General features: G+C 32.6%; 21 protein-coding genes. 12 read left to right on the forward strand and 9 right to left on the reverse strand.

All coding sequences use genetic code 11. The annotated features are described in order from the left end of the window. The first annotated feature begins 45 nt into the window (after nucleotides 1-45). The 4 genes from R6X41_RS11735 (at nucleotide 46) to R6X41_RS11750 (ending at nucleotide 4,415) form a co-directional block, all read left to right on the forward strand. A complete protein-coding gene (locus tag R6X41_RS11735; protein ID WP_318500479.1) occupies nucleotides 46-885 on the forward strand; it encodes an alpha/beta hydrolase family protein in 840 nt (279 codons plus the stop codon). 517 nt (nucleotides 886-1,402) lie between these two features. Then, the gene (locus R6X41_RS11740; protein ID WP_318500481.1) at nucleotides 1,403-2,008 is read left to right on the forward strand and encodes a T9SS type A sorting domain-containing protein; all 606 of its coding nucleotides are present in this window, start codon (nucleotides 1,403-1,405) and stop codon (nucleotides 2,006-2,008) included. 578 nt (nucleotides 2,009-2,586) lie between these two features. Beyond that, nucleotides 2,587-3,192, forward strand: coding sequence for a hypothetical protein (locus tag R6X41_RS11745; protein WP_318500483.1), 606 nt, complete (start codon nucleotides 2,587-2,589; stop codon nucleotides 3,190-3,192). Between the two features lie 614 nt (nucleotides 3,193-3,806). After that, the gene (locus R6X41_RS11750; RefSeq protein WP_318500485.1) at nucleotides 3,807-4,415 is read left to right on the forward strand and encodes a T9SS type A sorting domain-containing protein; all 609 of its coding nucleotides are present in this window, start codon (nucleotides 3,807-3,809) and stop codon (nucleotides 4,413-4,415) included. Nucleotides 4,416-4,480: 65 nt separating this feature from the next. Here the strand turns inward: R6X41_RS11750 and R6X41_RS11755 are convergent, their stop codons facing one another. The 8 genes from R6X41_RS11755 to R6X41_RS11790 form a co-directional block, all read right to left on the reverse strand. Further along, nucleotides 4,481-5,260 carry an enoyl-CoA hydratase/isomerase family protein gene (locus tag R6X41_RS11755; protein ID WP_318500487.1) on the reverse strand — a complete coding sequence of 260 codons (780 nt, stop codon included), beginning with the start codon at nucleotides 5,258-5,260 and terminating at the stop codon, nucleotides 4,481-4,483. Between the two features lie 3 nt (nucleotides 5,261-5,263). Beyond that, complete coding sequence (locus R6X41_RS11760) at nucleotides 5,264-6,715, reverse strand: sensor histidine kinase (RefSeq protein ID WP_318500488.1); 1,452 nt, start codon at nucleotides 6,713-6,715, stop codon at nucleotides 5,264-5,266. A 45-nt stretch (nucleotides 6,716-6,760) separates the two neighbouring features. After that, the gene (locus tag R6X41_RS11765; protein WP_318500490.1) at nucleotides 6,761-7,309 is read right to left on the reverse strand and encodes a CopD family protein; all 549 of its coding nucleotides are present in this window, start codon (nucleotides 7,307-7,309) and stop codon (nucleotides 6,761-6,763) included. A 9-nt stretch (nucleotides 7,310-7,318) separates the two neighbouring features. Then, nucleotides 7,319-8,680 (reverse strand): MATE family efflux transporter, encoded by a 1,362-nt coding sequence (locus tag R6X41_RS11770; RefSeq protein ID WP_318500492.1) that lies wholly within the window; start codon nucleotides 8,678-8,680, stop codon nucleotides 7,319-7,321. A gap of 1 nt (nucleotide 8,681) precedes the next feature. Further along, complete coding sequence (gene hemH / locus R6X41_RS11775) at nucleotides 8,682-9,713, reverse strand: ferrochelatase (protein WP_318500494.1); 1,032 nt, start codon at nucleotides 9,711-9,713, stop codon at nucleotides 8,682-8,684. 98 nt (nucleotides 9,714-9,811) lie between these two features. Further along, nucleotides 9,812-9,973, reverse strand: a complete 162-nt coding sequence (locus R6X41_RS11780; RefSeq protein ID WP_318500496.1) for a hypothetical protein — start codon at nucleotides 9,971-9,973, stop codon at nucleotides 9,812-9,814. Between the two features lie 36 nt (nucleotides 9,974-10,009). Continuing rightward, nucleotides 10,010-10,726 carry a ThuA domain-containing protein gene (locus tag R6X41_RS11785; RefSeq protein ID WP_318500498.1) on the reverse strand — a complete coding sequence of 239 codons (717 nt, stop codon included), beginning with the start codon at nucleotides 10,724-10,726 and terminating at the stop codon, nucleotides 10,010-10,012. A gap of 7 nt (nucleotides 10,727-10,733) precedes the next feature. Continuing rightward, on the reverse strand, nucleotides 10,734-11,639 hold the full coding sequence (locus R6X41_RS11790) for a helix-turn-helix transcriptional regulator (RefSeq protein ID WP_318500499.1): 906 nt from the start codon (nucleotides 11,637-11,639) through the stop codon (nucleotides 10,734-10,736). A gap of 187 nt (nucleotides 11,640-11,826) precedes the next feature. Here R6X41_RS11790 and hemA point away from each other — a divergent pair, with 187 nt between their 5' ends. The 8 genes from hemA to hemF are packed head-to-tail and all read left to right on the forward strand — an operon-like array spanning nucleotide 11,827 to nucleotide 19,554. Next, nucleotides 11,827-13,086 (forward strand): glutamyl-tRNA reductase, encoded by a 1,260-nt coding sequence (gene hemA, locus R6X41_RS11795; RefSeq protein WP_318500501.1) that lies wholly within the window; start codon nucleotides 11,827-11,829, stop codon nucleotides 13,084-13,086. After that, the gene (gene hemC / locus R6X41_RS11800; protein WP_318500502.1) at nucleotides 13,079-13,993 is read left to right on the forward strand and encodes a hydroxymethylbilane synthase; all 915 of its coding nucleotides are present in this window, start codon (nucleotides 13,079-13,081) and stop codon (nucleotides 13,991-13,993) included. Before hemA ends, hemC begins: the two co-directional genes overlap by 8 nt. A gap of 16 nt (nucleotides 13,994-14,009) precedes the next feature. Next, complete coding sequence (locus R6X41_RS11805; RefSeq protein ID WP_318500504.1) at nucleotides 14,010-15,752, forward strand: TrkH family potassium uptake protein; 1,743 nt, start codon at nucleotides 14,010-14,012, stop codon at nucleotides 15,750-15,752. 12 nt (nucleotides 15,753-15,764) lie between these two features. After that, nucleotides 15,765-16,454, forward strand: a complete 690-nt coding sequence (locus R6X41_RS11810; RefSeq protein ID WP_318500506.1) for a potassium channel family protein — start codon at nucleotides 15,765-15,767, stop codon at nucleotides 16,452-16,454. Then, nucleotides 16,454-17,110 (forward strand): uroporphyrinogen-III synthase, encoded by a 657-nt coding sequence (locus R6X41_RS11815; RefSeq protein ID WP_318500507.1) that lies wholly within the window; start codon nucleotides 16,454-16,456, stop codon nucleotides 17,108-17,110. The genes R6X41_RS11810 and R6X41_RS11815 overlap by 1 nt, the downstream gene beginning before the upstream one ends. Continuing rightward, a complete protein-coding gene (hemE, locus tag R6X41_RS11820) occupies nucleotides 17,107-18,129 on the forward strand; it encodes a uroporphyrinogen decarboxylase (RefSeq protein ID WP_318500509.1) in 1,023 nt (340 codons plus the stop codon). Before R6X41_RS11815 ends, hemE begins: the two co-directional genes overlap by 4 nt. Then, nucleotides 18,129-18,662 carry a GNAT family N-acetyltransferase gene (locus R6X41_RS11825; protein ID WP_318500510.1) on the forward strand — a complete coding sequence of 178 codons (534 nt, stop codon included), beginning with the start codon at nucleotides 18,129-18,131 and terminating at the stop codon, nucleotides 18,660-18,662. Before hemE ends, R6X41_RS11825 begins: the two co-directional genes overlap by 1 nt. After that, on the forward strand, nucleotides 18,652-19,554 hold the full coding sequence (gene hemF / locus R6X41_RS11830) for an oxygen-dependent coproporphyrinogen oxidase (protein ID WP_318500512.1): 903 nt from the start codon (nucleotides 18,652-18,654) through the stop codon (nucleotides 19,552-19,554). The genes R6X41_RS11825 and hemF overlap by 11 nt, the downstream gene beginning before the upstream one ends. A 36-nt stretch (nucleotides 19,555-19,590) precedes the next feature. Here the strand turns inward: hemF and R6X41_RS11835 are convergent, their stop codons facing one another. After that, the gene (locus R6X41_RS11835; RefSeq protein WP_318500514.1) at nucleotides 19,591-22,263 is read right to left on the reverse strand and encodes a DEAD/DEAH box helicase family protein; all 2,673 of its coding nucleotides are present in this window, start codon (nucleotides 22,261-22,263) and stop codon (nucleotides 19,591-19,593) included. Nucleotides 22,264-22,279 lie beyond the last annotated feature (16 nt).

Genomic DNA, 22,279 nt, shown 5'->3' on the forward strand with positions numbered 1-22,279 from the left:
TTTTAAATTTAAAGTAATTAATTTCTGAATAAAAATCATGACATCATGAAACACATTTCAAACTATCAACTTCCAGGAACACACGGTAAACCCATTTTAACCGATTTATATTATACTGAAAATAACACACCAAAACCCATACTTATCTTTTGCCATGGCTATAAAGGATTTAAAGATTGGGGCGCTTGGAATTTAATGGCAGAAGCTTTTGCTGAAGCAGGCTACTTCTTTATAAAATTTAATTTCTCTCACAATGGCGGCACGCCAGAACAACCCATAGATTTTCCCGATTTAGAAGCTTTTGGTCAAAATAATTACACCAAAGAATTAGACGATTTAAAATCGGTTATAGATTGGATCACTACAAACACCAATTACAACACTCAAGCAGACACTAATAATATTACTCTTATTGGCCACAGCCGTGGCGGAGGTATTGTTACTGTAAAAGCCGAAGAAGACAATCGAATTACGCGTGTAATTACCTTAGCAGGTGTAAGTGATTACGCTTCTAGAATGTCTAGCGGTGAAGACCTAGCACAATGGAAAAAAGATGGCGTACAATATGTTATTAATGGTCGCACCAAACAACAAATGCCGCATTACTATCAGTTTTATGAAGATTTTAAAACCAACCAAAACCGACTAAACATCCAACGTGCAGTTTCACATTTAAAAATTCCTTATCTTATAATCCACGGAAATACAGATACAAGTGTTTTAATAGAAGAAGCTTACAATTTACACGAATGGAGTCCTAATAGTGAATTAAAAATTATAGAAGGTGCCAACCATGTTTTTGAAGCCGCTCACCCTTGGAACCAAAACCAATTACCTATTCAATTACAAGAGGCTATTAATAATGTTATCTCCTTTATAAATTAGGTTACCATCGAAAAACAGAAATACTTAAGATACTTCAGTGACATTTAAAGACGTAGTAAGTTGATCATATTCTAAACAAAGTAAAACACCATCCTCTTCTTTTTTTGAAATTATTGATCAGATCTACAAGTGAAGGATTAAGCCTGGGAATAGATTGAATGGAAATATCGCTTTCCTGATACTGAAGTAAAGTAAGTACTAATAATTATTAAAGAGAAAAACAGAGTATAGAATTATAATAAGTATACAATAGCGACAACTCCATTTAATTAAACAAACCAGACTTATACTAATTGCATCTTCAAAATAATACACTTCTATACCAAATTAACTTCTTCATTTAGGCAAAACCCAATAGAATCTTTACACTATTACCCCAAACCTATACTATATTATCTTCACAATTACGTAACACTAAATTAACGGTTAAAATAGCACACAAAGCTACCAATATCGATGTTTTCTAACAGCTAAAACGCACATATATTTGCAGTGTTAATCGTTAAGAAAAACAATTATGAAAAAAATAATTACACTTAGTATTTGCATGTTAGTAATGACTTCTAGCTTCGCATCAACTTTCTCAGGGATCGCATTTTCTAAAAAAGGAGATGGATCGAAAATGGAGATTACATTAACATTAAACGATGTAAAAGCTGGTCAAAAATTATCTATAAAAGACAATAAAGGAACATTACTTTTTAATAAAACTATTGAAAAATCAGGAGCATTTAATAACAGATTCGATTTATCTCAATTACCAGATGGTACTTACCATTTCGAACATGAGAAAAATCATTATGTAAAACATATTCCTTTTACAGTTTACTTGGGAGAAGTTACTTTCGACAAAGAAAATGAAAGCATAGTTTACAAGCCTGTTGTTCGTGTAAAAAACAATCTTATCTACTTATCTAAACTAGATTTAGAAAAAGAAAATATTGAAGTTCGTATTTATTATACTGGAAACGATGAAAACGAATACCAATTATTACATTCTGAAAACATTACAGACACAATCAAGGTTGAGCGTGTGTATCGTTTATCTGAACAATATAAAGGTGAATACAAAATTGTTATCAATACCAACGACGAAAGTTACGTTGAGCATTTTAAAATATAGTTTTTAATAGATAGTATTTATACTATTAAATTTAGTTAGTTTGTTTGTAAGAGTGGAACTGGTTATTCCACTCTTTTTTTATGCGCTAAAATGAGCTAATTCTGTTCTTAATATATAGTTTCGAACTTCATAAAACTAGCTGCACATAATTAAAATATCATTTTAATTATAAACACAATCTCCTAGTGTTTCAAAACCTCTTCTTTAGAATACGTTCTAATTCTATTCAGTACTCATATTACCAATTTTTATAATCTCAAACTCTAATCAATCCATAGTAAAAGAGTAGAATCAGCTCTGCTTTAAAGAACTCGATATATCAAAAAGGAAGTATAGATCCAAAAAAGTTCCTTTTAAATAGAATACATCAAATTTCACAAAAATATTGTCTCTACTCAATCTGTGCTAAATTATCCGTTATATTAAAAATTAACTCAGATGTATTCTATATTAACTCTTAAAATTCATAATTCCAATTAGCGCGTTAAAATAGCATATAAAGCAGCCAATTCTGATGTTTTTAAATACGGCCTATCTATCTATATTTGAATATGTTAATCGATAAAAAAAATTGAATTATGAAAAAAGTAATGACACTCAGTATTTGCTTGCTAGTAACGATTACTAGCTTAGCATCAAGTTTTGCCAGCAACTTATCATCCAATTTTGATGATAGAGATAAAAAGGAGATTACATTAACATTAGACGATGTAAAAGAAGGACAGCTCTTATCTGTTAAAGATGTTCATGGTTTTGTCTTATATAAAAAGACTTTTGAAAAATCAGGAATTGTAAATAACACATTCGACTTTTCTGCCTTACCAGATGGAACTTATTTTTTCGAACACGAAAAAGCATATCAAATCAAGATTATACCTTTTAATGTCTCTTTTGGAGAAGTAACTTTCGACGCTACAGGAGAAACCATTTTTTACAAACCAGTTGTTCGCATTAAAGACAATCATGTTTATTTCTCTAAACTAGAGTTAGCTGCAGAAAATGTAGATGTAACACTTTATTACTTAAGTCCTGATAATCACGAGTTCAAAGTTCTTCATAAAGAAAACTTTAAAGACATCACGAATATCCAACGTGTATACAGTTTATCAAAAAAACAATCAGGAAATTATAAAATAGTTATAAATGCAAACGGAAGAGATTATATTGAAAACTTTACGATATAAAGCAAATAAGATTTCAAACATTTTTTAGAGTGGACTTCCTTAAAAAGTCCACTCTTTTTTTGTGCCCATTTATTTTGAAGAAGCACCATGCGTTACCTTAAAGTCATTACAAAATAACGAATAATTTGTTGCATTTGGATCTTTTATAACCAGCTCTAAGTTAGATGCCAAAAGCAAAAATATAAATTAGTGATATTTTCAGGTTAGATGATCACTTTTATTTTCTGAATGATGACATATAAAAACACATAATTCAGTTTAATTTCTGAATATTCATCTTCAAAACATTTACTCAAACATTAGTGTTTCTATCTTCTTTTCAGATGTATTACAACACCAAAACACACATCAACTTGTGAAAGAATTACAGGTAATTACATTAAACTAATATTCATTTAATCTAAGCGCAAATTCAGCATAACTCACATCAAAAACAAAACGCTTAAAACCCCCGTTATATCTAGGATTACCTCGAACATATGCTAAATTAACTTCACAATTACATAACCCAAATTTAACGGTTAAAATAGAACATAAAGTAGCCAATATCGGTGTTTTCAGACGCCCTTAAACACCATACATTTGACTAAGTTAAATAATTAAAAATTTGAATTATGAAAAAAGTAATCACACACAGTATTTGCATGTTAGTATTGGTTACTAACATCGCAACAAGTTTCGCCACAAACCTTTCTACTATTGATAGAGAAAAAGGAAACATGGAAATTACGTTAACACTAGACAATGTAAAAGCAGGACAACAATTATCTATAAAAGATGTAAACGGATTAGTTCTTTACAACAAGACTATTGAAGAAGAAGGCATTTTTAGCAATAAATTTGACTTAACAGCTTTACCAAACGGAAAGTATTTTTTCGAACACGAAAAGGATTATCAAATTAAAATTATTCCTTTTAATGTGTCTTTTAACGAAGTAAAATTCGACAAAGAAAACGAGAAAATTATTTTCAAGCCTGTTGTACGTGTTAAAGGTAATCACATGTATTTTTCTAAATTAGATTTGGAAAAAGAAGATGTAAGAATAAAAATCTACCTAGAGGGTAACAAAAACAGTTCAGGGTACAATTTAGTACACACTGAAGACTTTAAAAACATGGAAAAGATAGAACGTATCTATAGTTTATCGAATACACGCCAAGGGAACTACAAAGTAGTAGTTAGTGCAAATGGAAGAGAATATGTTGAATATTTTAGCATCTAAGCAAATACTCAATAATTAACAAAACTTAGTAGAGTGGACCTAAACAGTCCACTCTTTTTTTATGTCTATTTTCCTGTAAATTCTGCTTTACGTTTTTCTAGAAATGCTGTTGTACCTTCAGTAAAATCATCAGTTCCAAAACATGTACCAAATCCTTTAATTTCTTTTTTATATCCGTTAACTCCAGACTTAAAACCAGCATTTACAGCTTTAATAGCTTCTCCAATTGCTTTAGGTGAGTTCTTTTTAATTTTATTAGCAATCCCAACACAGAAATCTATTAATTCATTTTGAGCAACCACATGATTTACTAAACCATAATTTAAAGCCTGTTCGGCATTAATCATTCCTGCTGTCATAATCATTTCCATAGCTCTACCTTTACCAACCAATTGCGGCAAACGTTGTGTACCACCATAACCAGGTATAACTCCTAGAGACACTTCTGGTAAACCCATTTTTGCATTTTCACTAGCCACTCTAAAATGGCAAGCCATCGCTAATTCCAATCCGCCACCTAATGCAAAACCATTTACTGCTGCAATAACTGGAGTTGATAAATTTTGAACAAAATCGAATAAAATCTCTTGACCTTTAGCTGCCAATTTAGATCCCTTTGTAACATCAAAATTTGCAAACTCACTAATATCTGCACCTGCAACAAAAGCCTTTTCTCCAGTTCCTGTAACAATAATAACTCGCGTTTCGTTGTCCTGGTCTGCAGCTTTAAAAGCCTGATGTAATTCCTTAATGGTCTCTTTATTTAACGCATTAAGTTTTGTTGGTCTGTTAATGGTTATTGTAGTAATACCATCCTGAAATTCTGATAAAATATTAAAAATCATAATTTATGTTTTAGGAAAGGTAACAATAAATGTAGTTCCTTTATTTAGTTGTGTCATAAAAGTAATGTTTCCGTTATAGGTTTCAACTATATTTTTAACCATCGCTAAACCAAGTCCGGTGCCGCTCGTTTTGGTTGTAAATTTGGGCTCAAACACTTTCGTTTCATTACCATCTTCAATCCCAATTCCATTATCTGAAACCGTAATTTTTATAATACCATCATGTAATGATACATGCACCACAATTTTAGGAACACGTTCGTCTGGAATAGACTGAATGGCGTTTTTAACAAGATTAGTCACAATTCTAATCAGTTGTGTTTTATCAAAAGTGGTAATAATTTCTTCACGTTCGGCAAGAAAAACAATATAATCTTTGTTGAAAATATCTAATGAAAGTCGAACTGTATTTACAACATTAAGCGTTTCGTTTTGCTGAGCCGGCATATTTGCAAAGTTAGAAAACGCTGAAGCTATAGAGCTCATGGTATCTATTTGCTGAATTAAAGTTTCAGAATATTCTTCCACTTTTTGATGGATATTAGGATCGTCTGGACTAAACTTTCGTTGAAAATTCTGAACTGTTAATCGCATTGGTGTCAACGGATTTTTAATCTCGTGAGCCACTTGCTTTGCCATTTCTCTCCAGGCCTCTTCCCGTTCGCTTTTTGCCAACTTTTTAGCACTCTCTTCCAATTGGTCGATCATACTATTATACGATTGTACTAAGGTCGAAATTTCCTCGCTAGCATCTTCAACATCAATACGCTCATTACGCTTTTCTAAAGTTGTCGTATTAATTTTATCACTTATTGTTTTAATAGATTTAGTAATATAATTTGCTAAAAAGAAGGCTATTGCCGAGGCTAAAACCAGCATAAACAAATAGGCATAACTAATGCGTTCTAAAAATTCGTCTAATTCTTTCGCTAAAAAATCGTCATCTTCAAGATATGGTAAATTTAAAATTGCCAATGGCTTAAACTTCTGATCTGTAATAATTGAATAAGACGACTGAAAAACTTTATTATTTTCACTTCGTTTTTCAACAAAAGTATGCTTAGCCGTATTAGAAAGTGTATTTAAAATATCTGTATTTATACAATGAGGGACAGAATCTTGTGCAAAACCTGCACGAGAAGATGTTAGGATAGAACCATCTAATCCGTAGATATTAATTTGCAAACTGTGAATATTTGCTATTTCGTAAATCTTATCTTTAAAAATATATGGAATTTTTTCCGTTTTTACCTCGTAAGATGTCTGTTGGATTATAAAATTAAGATGGGCTTTTATATTCTTTTCCTTACGTTCCAAACGTTGTTGATGGTAATCTATAGCTTCTTCTCCATATTGATGAATTGCAACACCAACTATTAAAATAGAAGCTAAAACCACTACAAAAAGCATGGCCACAAAGATGCGAAGCCGTAAAGAAATTTTTTTAAGTTTCATAAGTTTTTAACGTGACCTAAAACTAACAATAATCAAGCCATTGTTTTAGGCATTTGGGTTATTAGCTCGTATGCGTTTGTAAACTTTAAAACCTAGCATTATGAGTACACCAAGAACAAAAATTCCAACAACTCCAAAAATCCAATTTATACTGCTTTTCAAAATCACCAAAAAAACAACTGCGAAAAGAATAAAGGTCGCTCCTTCGTTCCAAAGTCTCATAAAACCAGATGTTTTTCTAACATCGTCTTGTTGTAATTGTTTAAAATATTGATGTGTTTTTAAATGGTAAAAAATTAATAACACCACAAATCCTAACTTAACATGCATCCAAGATTCTTGCAACCATCCCGGCACAAGAATTAGTAACCAAATTGCGAAAATTGTTGCTAGAATAGCAGATGGCCAAGTAATAATGTACCACAAACGTTTAGACATTAACTTTAACTGTTCTCCTAAAATTTCTTTATCAGGAGATGGTTTATGAAAGGCTTCAATTTGATACACAAACAGTCTGGGAATATAGAAAAGACCAGCAAACCAAGTGATAACAAAAATAAGATGTAACGATTTTATATAATTGTAATATTCCATAATTATGGGTTAAGCTATAATTGTACTTTTTGTGATTAAATCTGATTTTATCTCTTTATTTAAAAAATATCCAGTGACTATTGTCGATAACACATCGGAAATTGGAAACGACATCCACACGCCTAATTCACCGTAAAACTTAGGCAGAATTAAAATTAGTGGAATAAAGAAAAATCCTTGACGTGTTAATGTTAAAAGCAAGGCCGGTTTAGCCTTACCAATGGCCTGGAAATAAGCTGCACCAATTAATTGTAATGCAATGATTGGTGTGGCTGCAAAAACCCAACGCATAGCCGATGGAGTTTGCTCTAAAACATCAGCATCTTGTGTAAACATTTTGGTAATGACTTCAGGAAATGCCATGAGTAATATGAATACTAAAGTTGCTAAAATGGCTGCATATTTTATTGCCGTATTTATGGATTCTCGAACGCGATCGTATTGTTTTGCGCCATAATTATATCCTGCAATTGGCAGAAACCCTTGGGTAATTCCAAATACAGGAAACAGCGCAAACATAAGCATCCGCCCAACAATTGCATAAGCGGTTACAGAAACTTCTCCACCCAAATCGAATAAAATATTATTCATAAATAAGTACGTTACACTTACCACAGCTTGACGAGCAAGTGTTACAAAACCTAGCGAACCTATTTCTTTAATCATCTCCCATTTTAATCTTAAATAGGACCAGTTTATTTTTAAAGCAGAATTATCTGAAGCGAAATACCATAAAATATATAGAAAACCTATTAGGTTTGAGACTGAAGTTGCCCAAGCTGCTCCTGCCATTCCCATATCCAAAATATTAATTAAAATATAATCGAAAATAAGATTCCCAAGCGAAGGAATCATCATAGCATACATCGCAAATTTAGGGTTTCCTTCAGATCGGATAATATTATTCCCCATCATAGTAAATCCTAAAAAAGGAACACCATACATTACAATGTTATAATAGGTTTTTGCGGGTTCGAAAATATCGCCTTTCCCTCCAAAGGCTAAAATTATTTCATCATTAAAAAACAAGCCTAAAGAAACGAAAGAGGTAATTAAAATCAATGTTAAGGTAATTTGATTACCAAATGTAACCAAGGCTTTTTCTTTATTACCAGCACCTAAAGCACGAGAAATAATTGAAGAACCACCTATACCAATAGACATTCCTAAAGCCGCAATAAAAAAAGAAACGGGTAATACGACATTAATTGCTGCGATCGCAATAGACCCAATCCAATTTCCTACAAAAATAGTATCTACAAGTACATTTAAAGACATTACCAGAATCCCGATAGAAGCGGGCACAGATTGCTTAATTAAAAGCTTACTAATGGGTTTTGTTCCTAAATCGATCGATACATTTTCCTTCATTTTATGCGGTAACAGATTTGTCTGCCCAGACCTTAATCCATTTTCCTAACAATGCAGACCATTCATCATCATCATTTAAACAAGGTACAGTTGTAAACTCTTTTCCGCCAACTTCATGAAAAAGCTCTTGGCCTTCCATAGCTATTTCCTCTAACGTTTCTAAACAATCGCTCACAAAAGCAGGCGTTATTATCGCTATGTTTTTGGTGCCTTCTAGCCCTAATCGTTCTATGGTCCTATCTGTATATGGTTGTAACCATGGATCGAAACCTAATCGGGACTGAAACGATGTTGAATATGTTTCTGGTATAAAATTAAGCTTTTCTGCAACTAAACGTGTAACTTCTAAACACTGATGTTTATAGCAGAATTCGTGTGCTTTTGATGGTGTTACACAACATGAGCCATCAATTTTACAATGCGATTTTGTAACATCGCTTTTTCTAATGTGACGCTCTGGAATACCATGATAAGAAAACAATACATGATCGTATGTTTTTCCTTCTAGATGATGCTTTATTGAATCGCTTAAAACTTCAATATAATCGGGTTTGTTATAAAATGCTGGAAGATGATCAATTTTAATATTCGGAAAATGTGCTTGGCGAAGTTCTTCGGCCAACACTAAAATAGTTTCCGTTGTAGCCATAGCGAATTGAGGGTAAAGTGGAATTAAGAACACCTCATCTACACCTTTATCAACCAATTCCTGAAGACCTTTCTTAATGGTCATTGTTCCATAGCGCATGGCTAAGGCAACCGGATAATCTACTTCCCTTTGCACTTTTTTTTGTAAACGCTCTGAAAGGACTATTAACGGAGATCCTTCGTCCCACCATATTTTTTTATATGCTGCTGCAGATGCCTTAGGTCGTGTTTTTAAAATGATTCCTTTTACAAGTGCTGCTCTGGCGATAAATGGAAGATCGATAACGCGTTCGTCCATTAAAAATTCACCCAGATACGTTTTTACATCTTTTGGAGTAGGGCTTTCCGGAGACCCTAAGTTAACAAGTAAAATTCCTTTTTTCATAATGCAAAAATACAATAGAAATTACAATCATACCACGATATAATCATAGTATTATCTTATCAACTATTAAATCAAATTGATACAGAAAATTTGATAAACTATTTGTCTTTAGTCTTGGTTTTTTCTTGCTGTTTTGGAACTGGAATAACTTCATTGGCATTACAATCTTGAAAAATGCCGCAAGACACACCAGGTCTTACTAACGATTTAGTATCTAATTGTTTTGACCAAGCTTCGATTTCTGGAGATAGATATTTCATAATTAATGGCTTATAGTACTCTAAAAATAAAAAAAATTATCGTTTTAAACAATAATCTATTCCTCCTAAAAGATGTAATCTAAAATCTGGATCCTCGTACGCTTCTAAAGTATGTCCAAGACCCGTGTAAAAAGCACGTCCTCCATCAAATTCCTGATACCAAGCTATGGGATGAAAATCACCATTTTCCCCACCTTCGTAAGATGTTTCGTCCAACATAATAAGCGGTTTAATATCTGGACTTATGTTTTTAAAATTGTACCACTCGTCGAAATGCTCCCACTCAGCGTCTAAATGTTTTGTAGACTGATGATTTGCATCTGTTATTATTAGGTTGGCTTCGCAAGATTTTGGATGACTTACAAAATAAGCACCAACAAGTTGTCCATACCAAGACCAATCATACTCTGTGTCTGAAGCAGCATGAACACCTAAATAGCTTCCACCGTTATTTATAAATGTTTTAAAAGCATCCTGCTGTTGGTTGTTTAAAACATCGCCTGTAGTATTTAAAAATATAACAAGTTTATATGCTTTTAAAGCTTCCGAATTAAACACTTTAGCATCTTCTGTATGTGTTATTACAAAGTTATTTTCTGCGCCCAACTCCTCTAAAGTTTTCACACCCAATTCTATAGATTGATGTCTATAGCCTTCTGTTTTTGAAAACACTAAAACTTGATCTGCTGCTTGATCTGCTGGCGGATTAACCTGAGTTAACCAACCCAAAACGAAAACGATTAGAAATTTCATTTTTTACTTAATTTGTAGATTGTAAATATTTTTTTGGTGTTGTACCGTATTTCTTTTTAAAGGCTGCTATAAAATGACTCGACGTACTATATCCTACTTTTAAACCAACTTCGTTTACGTTCATACTGCCCGTTTCCAACAGTTTTCTAGCTTCTTCCATTTTATAATCGAATAAGAAACTAAAAACCGAATCTCCATAAATTTGCTTAAAACCTTCTTTAAGTTTTTTAAGACTCAGTCCAATCTCGTCTGCAAGCTCTTGTAAACTTGGTGGCTCTGCCATTCTTGAGATAATAATATCTTTGGCTTTTCTAATTTTAATCACATTGGTTTCGTCCACCAAAAACGGACATTGTTCTATATTTGCATCTTCACTTCTATTAAAATACAAACTCAGTAATTCGTATCCTTTTCCTTTAAAATAAAGCTTTTTAATAGAGTCGTTTAAATTGTAGTGCATAATTTGCGTAAGTACAATTGCCATTGAAGGTGATATTTTTCCATCTTTATAATATTTCTTATCCTTATTATCGTCGCTTAAAAATGTAATGTAATCGGCTTCTTGAGAAAACAAACCGTGAAATTCCTTTATCGATATTAAAATAGTAACTAACCACGAGTTTGGACTAACCTCTAAATGAATAGGCAAATCTTGTTGCGGATTGTAAAGCAGTAATGAGTTTTCTTCGTTTATATTTAAAGTATAACTGCCTTTATTAAATTTAAATGCTGAAGATCCTTTCAGGCAAAAGTGAAATTGTATAAAACTACTATCAATAGCTTTCTCCACAGTTTCAACTTCAAGACCTTCATTTTGATAGGTTAACACGGAAAACCCTTGCTCTATAATGGTTTCTTTAAATGTCCCTACAGCGATATTTTTACCTTTCATATCTTTAAATAATATTTCCATTTTATTTAGATTCACTCTAAACTAATCACAACAATAACGTTGTAACCCCTACAAAAGTATAACATTTATTAGATTAGATTAAAAAATAGAACTAAAAAACGCGAAACGATACTAAAAGTTCTTTGAGCGTTACTTTTTTACAATTAGGCGCTATACATTTGTTTTGAATTTCCAACCAATAAAATTAATGAATCAAATTCACGGATCTAGAGGCACCTATTTTTATGCTATTGGATTAAGTTATAAAAAGGCAGACGCAGAGATTAGAGGACATTTTAGTCTTGATGAAGCCTCGAAATTAAATTTACTAGACCAAGCTAAGGCAAATGGAATAGAAAGTTTAATTGTAACTTCTACCTGTAACAGAACTGAAATTTATGGTTTTGCAGAACATCCATTTCAACTCATTAAGTTATTATGCGACAACACCAAAGGAACCGTAGAAGAGTTTCAAGAAGTGGCATATGTATATAAAAGTAAAGAAGCCATTTCGCATATGTTTCGCGTAGGCTCAGGTTTGGATAGTCAGATTCTTGGTGATTTCGAAATTATTAGTCAGTTAAAGACAAGTGCTAGATTGTCTAAAAAATTAGGTTTGTTAAACACATTTTTAGAGCGTTTAATAAATATGGTTACTCAAGCAAGTAAACGTATTAAAAACGAAACCGAAATTTCTTCAGGTGCAACTTCTGTATCTTTCGCTTCTGTACATTATATTTTAAACAATGTTCAAGATGTTTCTAACAAAAATATTTTACTTTTTGGAACTGGAAAAATTGGAAGAAATACTTGTGAAAATTTAGTAAAACATACTAAAAATGAGCATATCACTTTAATAAACAGAACGAAAGACAAAGCCGAACGTGTTGCAGGAAAATTTAATCTTGTAGTTAAAGATTATGCTAATTTACAAGAAGAAATTAACGTATCGGATGTATTAGTGGTTGCTACTGGAGCACAAAATCCAACGATAGACAAGCATTTAATACAAACTAAAAAACCGCTTTTAATCTTAGACTTATCAATTCCAAAAAACGTACATGAAAATGTAACAGAATTGGAAGGCGTAACTTTAATTCATTTAGATTATTTATCTCAGATTACAGACGAAACTTTAGAAAAAAGAAAGACTCATATTCCTGTTGCAGAAACCATTATTGAAGATGTTAAAAAAGAATTTAACAGTTGGTTAGAAACTCGAAAATTTGCTCCAACAATAAAGGCCTTAAAGAATAAATTATTAGATTTTAAGTCGGCTGAATTAGATGTGCAACGTAAAAAAATAATAGATTTTAACGAAGCTCAAGCCGAGTTAATTAGCAATAATATTATTCAGAAAATAACAAATCATTTTGCACATCATTTAAAAGATGAAGATTTTTCAACAAACGAAAGTCTTGAACTTATTAAAAAAGTGTTTCACCTAGAAACATCAACAAATGCATAAAACAATACGCATTGGCACAAGAGACAGTAAGCTGGCTCTTTGGCAAGCAAAAACTGTTCAAAAACATCTCGAGGATTTAGGATATTCTACAGAAATTGTTGCCGTAAAATCTACAGGCGATCTAATTCTAGACAAACCTCTTTACGAATTAGGTATAACTGGAATTTTCACTAAGACATTAGATGTCGCTATGCTAAATGGTACGGTAGATATTGCTGTGCATTCCATGAAAGATGTCCCTACTTTATTACCACAAGGTATTGTGCAAACTGCAGTTTTAGAGCGCGCCAATGTACACGATATTTTAGTTTATAAAGGTTTAGAATTCTTAGAAAACAAAGGTACTATTGCGACAGGAAGTTTAAGGCGTAAAGCCCAATGGTTAAATAGATACCCAAGTCATAATGTTGAAGATTTAAGAGGAAATGTAATTACAAGACTTCAAAAATTAGAAGACAATTCTTGGAATGCAGCCATTTTTGCTAAAGCTGGTTTAGAGCGTATTAATGTACTCCCTGAACAGTATATAGAATTAGATTGGATGGTTCCCGCTCCTGCACAAGGCGCTATGGTTGTGGTGACTTTAGAGAAAGACAGGGATATCACAGAAGTTGTTTCGAAATTAAATCACACACCTACAGACATTTGTACTCATGTAGAACGTGAATTTTTACGTATATTAGAAGCAGGATGTACAGCACCAATTGGAGGGATTGCAACTATTACTAATGACACTATTGCTTTTACGGGGGTTTTACTAGCCTTAAACGGAAGTAAGAAACTAAATATAACCAAAACCGAGAAGCTTTCAAATTATAAAGGATTTGGAAAACGTTGTGCTTTAGAAATCATTGAAAATGATGGAAAAGAACTAATGGATTCAATTAAAAAAGAAATGAATTCATAAAAAAACTCAAAAAATAATGAAGCTTAAAACGTTGCAGAACCTATATCGTTTTACTGATATTCTCATTTTATTTTTTTTAATATTCGATTTTGGATTCACTTTAAATGAAGATTACAAACCTTTTAGAATCCCTATTTACTCTACTATTACGCTGCTTTTAATTACGTTTAATGTTATTAAATTTTTTCTGTATTCTAAAAACTCACACATTAGAAAAACAATTAAATTTAATATTGGTATTTTACTCACCACACTTATTGCTGCCTTTACCGTTTACTATCTAAATCGCCATTTACCACCTATAGAGCAGCTTATGCGGCCTAAAGTAATTTACGAATTGGGACTCTTCTTTTATCTTCTAATTCGCCTTACTTTTTTTATAAAACACATTTATAGAATCTATTTTAATCCTGCTATTTTATTTGTTGGTAGTTTTTTTATTTTAACTTTAGTTGGTGCACTTTTACTTATGCTACCTAATGTTACCGTTAATGGTATTTCGTTTATAGATGCTTTATTTACGTCTACAAGTGCTATTTGTGTTACCGGTCTTGCTGTACTAGATACTGGAACAGATTTTACGCAATTAGGGCAAACCGTTATTATATTTTTAATTCAAATTGGTGGATTAGGTATCTTAACTTTTACGTCCTTTTTCGCATACTTTTTTAAGGAAAACTCATCGTTTAGGGAAAGTATGTATATGAAGGATTATACGGCTACCGAAAATTTACAAGATGTGTTCAGAATTGCAGCTCAAATTGTTGGTTTTACTTTAGGCTTAGAATTATTAGGTGCTGTTTTAATATATTCATCTATCGATTCTATTACGTCTATAGATAATAAAATTTTCTTTTCAATATTTCATTCTATATCAGCCTTTTGTAATGCAGGCTTCTCGACCTCATCGACCAGTTTTTACGAACCGTCATTACGTTACGACTACTCGTTGCAATGGGTACTTATGCTTCTTATAATTATTGGAGGAATTGGGTATAGTTTTATATTTAATTCGTTTACATACCTAAAACGTAGTTTTTTAAATCTTTTCAGAAAGAAAGCCAAAGTAACTACAACGGTAAGAGTTTTTACCTTAAACTCTAAGATTACCATTGTTACTACTAGTATTTTATTAATCGTTGGATTTGTATTTTTCTATTTTGCTGAAGCTAATTTCAGTATGCAAGATCACGAAACGACTTTCGGAAAAATCACAACCGCTATGTTCTCTTCTGTTACACCAAGAACAGCAGGATTCAATACGGTAGATTACACACATGTGGCAACTCCTTCTTTATTATTTGTAATTTTGTTAATGTGGATTGGAGCATCACCAGGATCGACAGGAGGTGGTATAAAAACCAGTACCTTTGCTATTGCAACATTAAATATTTTAGCAACAGCTAGAGGAAAAAAAAGAATAGAAATTAATACAAGAGAAATCTCTAGCAGTACAGTAAACCGTGCATTTTCTATTATTTGTATTTCCTTAATAACCATAGGTACTGCCATATTATTGTTATTATTTTTTGAACCCGAAAAAGATTTATTAGCGATTGCTTTTGAGTGTTTTTCTGCTTATAGTACTGTGGGATTAAGTTTAAACCTCACTCCTACTTTAAGCAATCCTAGTAAGTACGTAATTATTGCCGTTATGTTTGTAGGACGAATAGGATTGTTAAACTTGCTTTTTGGAATGTTAGGGCAAGTAGAGCAAAAATTTTATCAATATCCACAAGAAAATATTTTAATAAACTAAGATATATTTAAGATGAAAATCATCATTTTTGGTCTCGGAAATTTCGGAATGTCTCTCGCTTTAAGCCTTACAGAAACAGGTAATGAGGTTGTTGGAATTGACAAGCAAATGGAAAAAGTAAATCTTGTTAAAGACAAAATAGCACACAGTATTTGTTTGGACTCTACTAACGAATTAGCTTATCAGGCACTTCCTATAAAACAAACCGACATTGCCGTTGTTGCCATTGGCGAAAACGAAGGTGCCGCAATTATCACTACGGCAATCCTTAAAAAACTAACAACTGCTAAAGTTATTAGTCGTTCCCTATCGCCTATTCACGATACCGTTTTACAAGCCATGGGAATTACATCTATCGTACACCCAGAGCAAGAAGCTGCGCTTAAATTAACTAATAAAATCAACCTTAAAAATATAATTGACAGTTTTAAAATTGATGAAAAATATTCGATTTCAGAAATAAAAACACCTCTTATATTTATTGGAAAAACAATTTCTAATTTAGATATTAGATCTAAACATAAATTAAATGTTATTACTATCCTTCGGAAAAAAGAAAAAGTGAACATTTTAGGAAACAAAACGTATATAAAAGAAGTTATAGGTATACCTAGTGCCGATACAATAATTCAAGAAAACGATATTTTAGTTGTCTTCGGATTAAATGATGATATTTCTAAAATTTGCCACAAAAATCAATAATGCCTCTAAAATCTATCCTATCTACCCGAACGCTTTATAAAGAACATAAGGCGTTACTTAATAAAGCAAATATTCAGGTTACGGAATACAACGCCATAACCATAGAGTCTGTTGTTTTCGATTCTGAAATAATAATTGAAAATGCTATTATTACAAGTCAGAATGCTGCGAAAGCGGTTATCGATAATAAAGTCGTAATAAGAAACTGCTTTTGTGTTGGTGAAAAAACTGTGGCTTTTTTAGAAGACAATGGGCAAAATGTCTCTAAGATGAAATTTTATGCTTCAGATTTAGCAAATTATATTGTTAAATATCATAAAAATGAAGCGTTCACTTTTTTCTGCGGAAATTTAAGACAAGATGCTTTGCCAGATGCTTTACGAAAGAACAATATCGGATTAAAAGAAATTATAGTTTATAACACACAACCGGCTCCTAAAAAAATTAATGGCGAATTTGATGCCCTTTTATTTTACAGTCCAAGTGGTGTTTCAAGCTATCTTGCCGAAAACAGTATTAATAACGAAATTATTTTCTGCATAGGCAAAACAACAGCTACTGCAGTACAAGAATACACTAAAAACATAGTTATACCATCAAGTCCTACTATAGAAAACTTACTACAATCTGTAGTTAAACACTCAAAAAAATCATGATTAAAAACGATTTATACTTAAGAGCTTTAAAAGGAGAAACTGTAGAACGTCCTCCTGTTTGGATGATGCGCCAAGCTGGACGTTATCTTCCAGAATTTATCGCAATCCGAGAAAAATACGATTTCTTTACACGTTGTCGCACTCCAGAATTAGCGAGTGAAATTACAGTACAACCTATCCGTCGTTTCGGTATGGATGCAGCTATTTTATTTAGCGATATTTTAGTTATTCCTCAAGCCATGAATATTGAGGTAGAAATGAAGCCTAATTTTGGCCCATATTTACCAAATCCAGTGCGCGACCAAAAAGGTGTAGACAATGTAATTGTTCCCGATGTTAATGTGGAATTAGATTACGTTATGCAAGCGATTAAAGCCACCAAAGAATTACTTAATAACGATATTCCTTTAATTGGTTTCGCGGGTTCTCCATGGACCATCTTATGTTACGTAGTACAAGGACAAGGCAGTAAGAATTTTGATAAAGCCAAAGAATTTTGTTTTACAAATCCTATTGCAGCACACCAATTACTTCAAAAAATCACAGATACTACAATAGCCTATTTAAAAGCTAAAGTAATTGCTGGTGTAGATGCCGTTCAAATTTTCGATTCTTGGGGAGGCATGTTAGCACCAACAGATTACAAAGAATTCTCTTGGCAATATATCGATCAAATTATTGAAGCCTTAAAAGATGATGCGCCTGTTATTGCTTTCGGAAAAGGGTGTTGGTTCGCTCTTGGAGATATGGCTAAAAGTAACGCAGCTGCATTAGGAATAGATTGGACATGTTCTCCACAGAACGCACGTTATTTATCTGGAGGAAAGATTACGCTTCAAGGAAATTTCGACCCTTCAAGATTGCTTTCACCTCCTTCAGAAATTAAAAAAATGGTACACCAAATGATTAACGAATTTGGTAAAGACAGATACATCGTAAATCTAGGTCATGGTATTTTACCTAACATCCCGTTAGATAATGCCAAAGCTTTTATAGATGCGGTTAAAGAATACAAGTAATGGATAACAAATCGTTTTACATTTCCAATCTAGAAGTATCTGACGCTACCCAGCTTCATAAGTTTATGATGGCGAATGTAAAACGATTTATCCCATATTTACCTTATACACTTGCGAAAAATTTAAAAGTTGAAGGCTCTGAAGAATACATACTGGCGCAGCAACAAAAACAAGAACATAAGCACGAATATACGTTTACTCTAAAGGACGTGACAACAAATGTTATCTTTGCACTTATTATACTAAAAGATATAGATTGGCAGAAAAGTACAGGTGAATTTGCGTATTGCATTGATGAACAAAAAGAAAACAAAGGTATCATGTCTTCGGCAATTACTAAATTTTCTCAATATGCATTTACGTCTTTACATTTAAAAACGCTTCATATTATATCTCATAAAACGAATATTGCAAGTATTAAAGTTGCTACAAATGCAGGATTTATTTGGACAAAAACGTTGAAAAACGAATACGCACCGCCAAATGCGCCAACCCAAGACATGGAACTCTATGAATTACAACATGAAGGATAAATTTTACAAGTACATTTTACAATTACAAGACACCATCACATCGGCTTTAGAAACGGTAGATGGGACTGCTAAATTTCAAGAAGATATTTGGGAACGTCCCGAAGGCGGTGGTGGTCGTACACGTGTTATTGAAAATGGAGACGTTTTCGAAAAAGGTGGGGTAAATATTTCTGGAGTACATGGAGAACTTCCTGAAAGTATGCAACAGTATTTTGGAGTTAAAGATGCTAATTTCTTTGCCTGCGGATTAAGCCTGGTATTACATCCTAAAAACCCGATGGTACCAACTGTTCATGCCAATTGGCGCTATTTTGAAATGTATAATCAAAAGGGCGAGATTGTAGATCAATGGTTTGGTGGCGGACAAGATTTAACGCCTTACTATTTATTTGAAGACGATGCCATTCATTTTCATACGATTTGCAAAACAGCTTGCGATAAACATAATGATGACTTTTATAAGACCTATAAAGAAAAATGTGATACCTACTTCTGGAATACACACAGAAATGAAGCCCGTGGTATAGGCGGTTTATTTTTTGATTACTGTAAAGCTAAAGAAGGCATGACCATGGAAAACTGGTACGATTTCACTACCGAAGTCGGCAATAGTTTCCTAGAAAGTTATGTTCCTATTGTTGAAAGAAGAAAAAACTTAAACTTTACCGAAGCACAAAAAAATTGGCAAGAAATCCGTCGTGGTCGTTATGTCGAATTTAACCTGGTTCACGATAAAGGCACGCTATTCGGATTGAAAACAAACGGACGAATAGAAAGCATTTTAATGAGTTTACCGCCACACGTGCAATGGGTTTACAACCATATTCCTGAAGCAGGGAGCGCTGAAGAAAAATTAATACACGTTTTAGAAAACCCCGTAGATTGGATTTAAAGCAAAGATTTTATAGATATTAAAATCATTTATCTATTACTTCCAAACAACAACGTCCTTTGTCATTTTTTTAAAGGCATTATACACATGGAACAATCGTGCTTTTAGGAGCAATTTTCGCCCCTCTACACTTCTTGTAAATATCAATTTTGATTTTCCTAAAGACGACTTCCAATGTTTTTGAAATATTAAGGCATGCTTCTTTTTATCTCCAAACAATTCAGGGACGGGATAAAAATTTTCTACATCAAAACGGCTTCTAAATAGGCTTGTTTTTATAATTAAATACCTTGGAGATTCAATAGGTTCTAAAAGGTCACTCAAGGCTTTAGCAAACATTGCGTTCTCATGTGCATTGCCACCAACCAAATAACAAACAACATCGCCTTTACCATGTAAAAACGAGTTTACACGTATGTCATTTCTATGTGATGTGATATACCCCAGCTCATCTAAGGTATCTAAAATGGCGATTCCCATTTTACCAATTTTTTTATATAAATAACCGTAGCGTATATACACTTTTAAAGCTTTGTAAAACTGATAAGCAAACCTAAAAACAAAGGCCCCTAAAAAAGCATAAACAAAAGCGTAAACGCCGCGTTGTAAAATAATATTGAAACTTTTTATTATAAATTCAACATAAAAAAGCAGGATGGCAAAAAACAGATCGGTTACAAAAAACCGTAACACATCCAAATAATAAATTTGTTTTTGTCTTTTAAAAGGGCGTTCTCCTGAATGTAGGACTTTAACTTCTTTAGTTAATTTAGTTCCTTTTCCAATAGCAGCATTCCATTTTTCGGTAATTAAAACACGATTTTTCGCATGTTTTAAAGTCGCTTCATTTAACGTATCAATAGCAACTGCAGAAATTTCATCGCGAATATTCAAGCGATCAAAACCATTAGAAATAAAAGGAATACTACTATTATTCACGCCCACAAAAGCTTCAAACCGTCGTTTTAAAGTATCGACTTCTTTTCCGCCATCTAATACCGTTGGATCTACACAAGCCAAATGCCAGATGTTTCCTGTTTTATTAGACGTATTCGCATCTTTACGAATTGCTCTTCCTCGCATTTGATTAGAAGACACAAACGAACCAATAAAAGATGCCAAAATTAAACTGTTAATGGAAGGCGCATCCCAACCTTCACCCAACAAGGATTTTGTACCCACCAAAACTTTAATATGTCCCGTTTCAAAAAGCTGTGTCATAATCCGGACAATAGACTGTTCTGATTTTCCTTTTGGGTTAATTAACAAAAATGATGCATCTATATCTAATGGCGAAAACGTAAAATGATCCAGAGATTCAATCGTTTCAAAAGCATTTAAAATAGATCTATGAATAATAACAATACTACCTGAAAGTACTGCTAATGCTTCTGGATATTCACAATAATATCTTACGTATTGAAAAATAGGTATAACACCAATTTTATTAATATCTGCAATAGTCTCGTTAGTACTATTTAAAAATTCTTTTCTAATATAATCCGTAAGAATTACACATCTTAAATCTGTATCTAAACTTTCGCGTTCTGCCCTAATAATACTGACAATACTTTTAAGTTTACTCGGACTATTCGTTAACGATTTATACAACAATTCTTCCCCTACAAAATCAACAGAATTACGTTCAAAAACATGAAGTCGTCTTAATTGTTTTTCTAGTTTTAACACGTAATCTTCATGAGCAACAAGGTGTTTTCTATCCGACACTAATAGATGCTGAAATAAAATACCCAACCACTTTAAATCGAGAGCAGGAAACTGAATTGTTTCACGCGTATGGAAGCCTAAAATTTCTAATTTCTTATGATCAATTTTAAATCCACAGGCATTTAAAAAAATTAGAATGGCCGAAAAATATGCTGTACTTGCATAAAGTTCATCCAAATGCGCTTTCGGACTTATGTAAAAACGATGTGCTTTTAAGAATGCAATAAATTGCTCATCCTGTACTATTTCATCTTTAAAATCGGCAATAGCTCTACGGTATTCAACTATAAAATTAATTTCTAAATCTTCTGGTTTAGAGAAATACACAAAATCTTGATGCGGACATAAATCTCTTTCACGCACCAAATCAGGCACAGCAATCTCGTCATCGATTTCGCCACAAAGCGCAAAATATTTAGAAACTTCTGTTCTACTGCTATCGTAAGGCGGTGTCGCTGTAAGCGCAACAATATAAAATTCTGAATTCTTTTTTAAATCCATTAAGCACGTCCACCATGCATTTTTTAAATGATGTGCCTCGTCTAAAACAACCGTTTCAATCTGGTGTTTTTTAAAGAATTTATAATAGTCTGCTTTATCTTCAAAAGTCTTATAAAATGCATGAAGCGATTGGTAAGTAGAAAATGTAATATCGCTAGGATTTTTCAAATCTAAAGAACACGCATTAAACGTTTGTTTTTCAGAAAAGAAAGTTTGTAACCTGTCTTCCCATTGATTTCTAATAGTAAGTGTTGGAGCAAGAACCAATGTTTTTTTCCCAAGTTTACGAACTATTTCTAAACCCAAAATAGTTTTTCCAGATCCTGGGGGTGCAATAACATGAAAATGACGGTCTGAAATATGACTATTAAAATGTTTTAAAAGTTCGGCCTGATAGCTCCGCCATGGGTAAATAAATTCTAAAAGTCTTAGGCTTTCTAGCAATATAAAATGGGTTATAATTGGTAACTTTGTACGCATTAAAAGTAATCAATAT

It is taken from the genome of Formosa sejongensis, assembly GCF_033447105.1.
Classification (GTDB): Bacteria; Bacteroidota; Bacteroidia; order Flavobacteriales; family Flavobacteriaceae; genus Formosa.

Bases quoted from the DNA above. Each gene is read 5' to 3' on its own strand.
- R6X41_RS11735 (WP_318500479.1), top strand. From the start codon at position 46: ATGAAACACATTTCAAACTATCAACTTCCAGGAACACACGGTAAACCC.
- R6X41_RS11740 (WP_318500481.1), top strand. From the start codon at position 1,403: ATGAAAAAAATAATTACACTTAGTATTTGCATGTTAGTAATGACTTCT.
- R6X41_RS11745 (WP_318500483.1), top strand. From the start codon at position 2,587: ATGAAAAAAGTAATGACACTCAGTATTTGCTTGCTAGTAACGATTACT.
- R6X41_RS11750 (WP_318500485.1), top strand. From the start codon at position 3,807: ATGAAAAAAGTAATCACACACAGTATTTGCATGTTAGTATTGGTTACT.
- R6X41_RS11755 (WP_318500487.1), bottom strand. From the start codon at position 5,260: ATGATTTTTAATATTTTATCAGAATTTCAGGATGGTATTACTACAATA.
- R6X41_RS11760 (WP_318500488.1), bottom strand. From the start codon at position 6,715: ATGAAACTTAAAAAAATTTCTTTACGGCTTCGCATCTTTGTGGCCATG.
- R6X41_RS11765 (WP_318500490.1), bottom strand. From the start codon at position 7,309: ATGGAATATTACAATTATATAAAATCGTTACATCTTATTTTTGTTATC.
- R6X41_RS11770 (WP_318500492.1), bottom strand. From the start codon at position 8,680: ATGAAGGAAAATGTATCGATCGATTTAGGAACAAAACCCATTAGTAAG.
- hemH (WP_318500494.1), bottom strand. From the start codon at position 9,713: ATGAAAAAAGGAATTTTACTTGTTAACTTAGGGTCTCCGGAAAGCCCT.
- R6X41_RS11780 (WP_318500496.1), bottom strand. From the start codon at position 9,973: ATGAAATATCTATCTCCAGAAATCGAAGCTTGGTCAAAACAATTAGAT.
- R6X41_RS11785 (WP_318500498.1), bottom strand. From the start codon at position 10,726: ATGAAATTTCTAATCGTTTTCGTTTTGGGTTGGTTAACTCAGGTTAAT.
- R6X41_RS11790 (WP_318500499.1), bottom strand. From the start codon at position 11,639: ATGGAAATATTATTTAAAGATATGAAAGGTAAAAATATCGCTGTAGGG.
- hemA (WP_318500501.1), top strand. From the start codon at position 11,827: ATGAATCAAATTCACGGATCTAGAGGCACCTATTTTTATGCTATTGGA.
- hemC (WP_318500502.1), top strand. From the start codon at position 13,079: ATGCATAAAACAATACGCATTGGCACAAGAGACAGTAAGCTGGCTCTT.
- R6X41_RS11805 (WP_318500504.1), top strand. From the start codon at position 14,010: ATGAAGCTTAAAACGTTGCAGAACCTATATCGTTTTACTGATATTCTC.
- R6X41_RS11810 (WP_318500506.1), top strand. From the start codon at position 15,765: ATGAAAATCATCATTTTTGGTCTCGGAAATTTCGGAATGTCTCTCGCT.
- R6X41_RS11815 (WP_318500507.1), top strand. From the start codon at position 16,454: ATGCCTCTAAAATCTATCCTATCTACCCGAACGCTTTATAAAGAACAT.
- hemE (WP_318500509.1), top strand. From the start codon at position 17,107: ATGATTAAAAACGATTTATACTTAAGAGCTTTAAAAGGAGAAACTGTA.
- R6X41_RS11825 (WP_318500510.1), top strand. From the start codon at position 18,129: ATGGATAACAAATCGTTTTACATTTCCAATCTAGAAGTATCTGACGCT.
- hemF (WP_318500512.1), top strand. From the start codon at position 18,652: ATGAAGGATAAATTTTACAAGTACATTTTACAATTACAAGACACCATC.
- R6X41_RS11835 (WP_318500514.1), bottom strand. From the start codon at position 22,263: ATGCGTACAAAGTTACCAATTATAACCCATTTTATATTGCTAGAAAGC.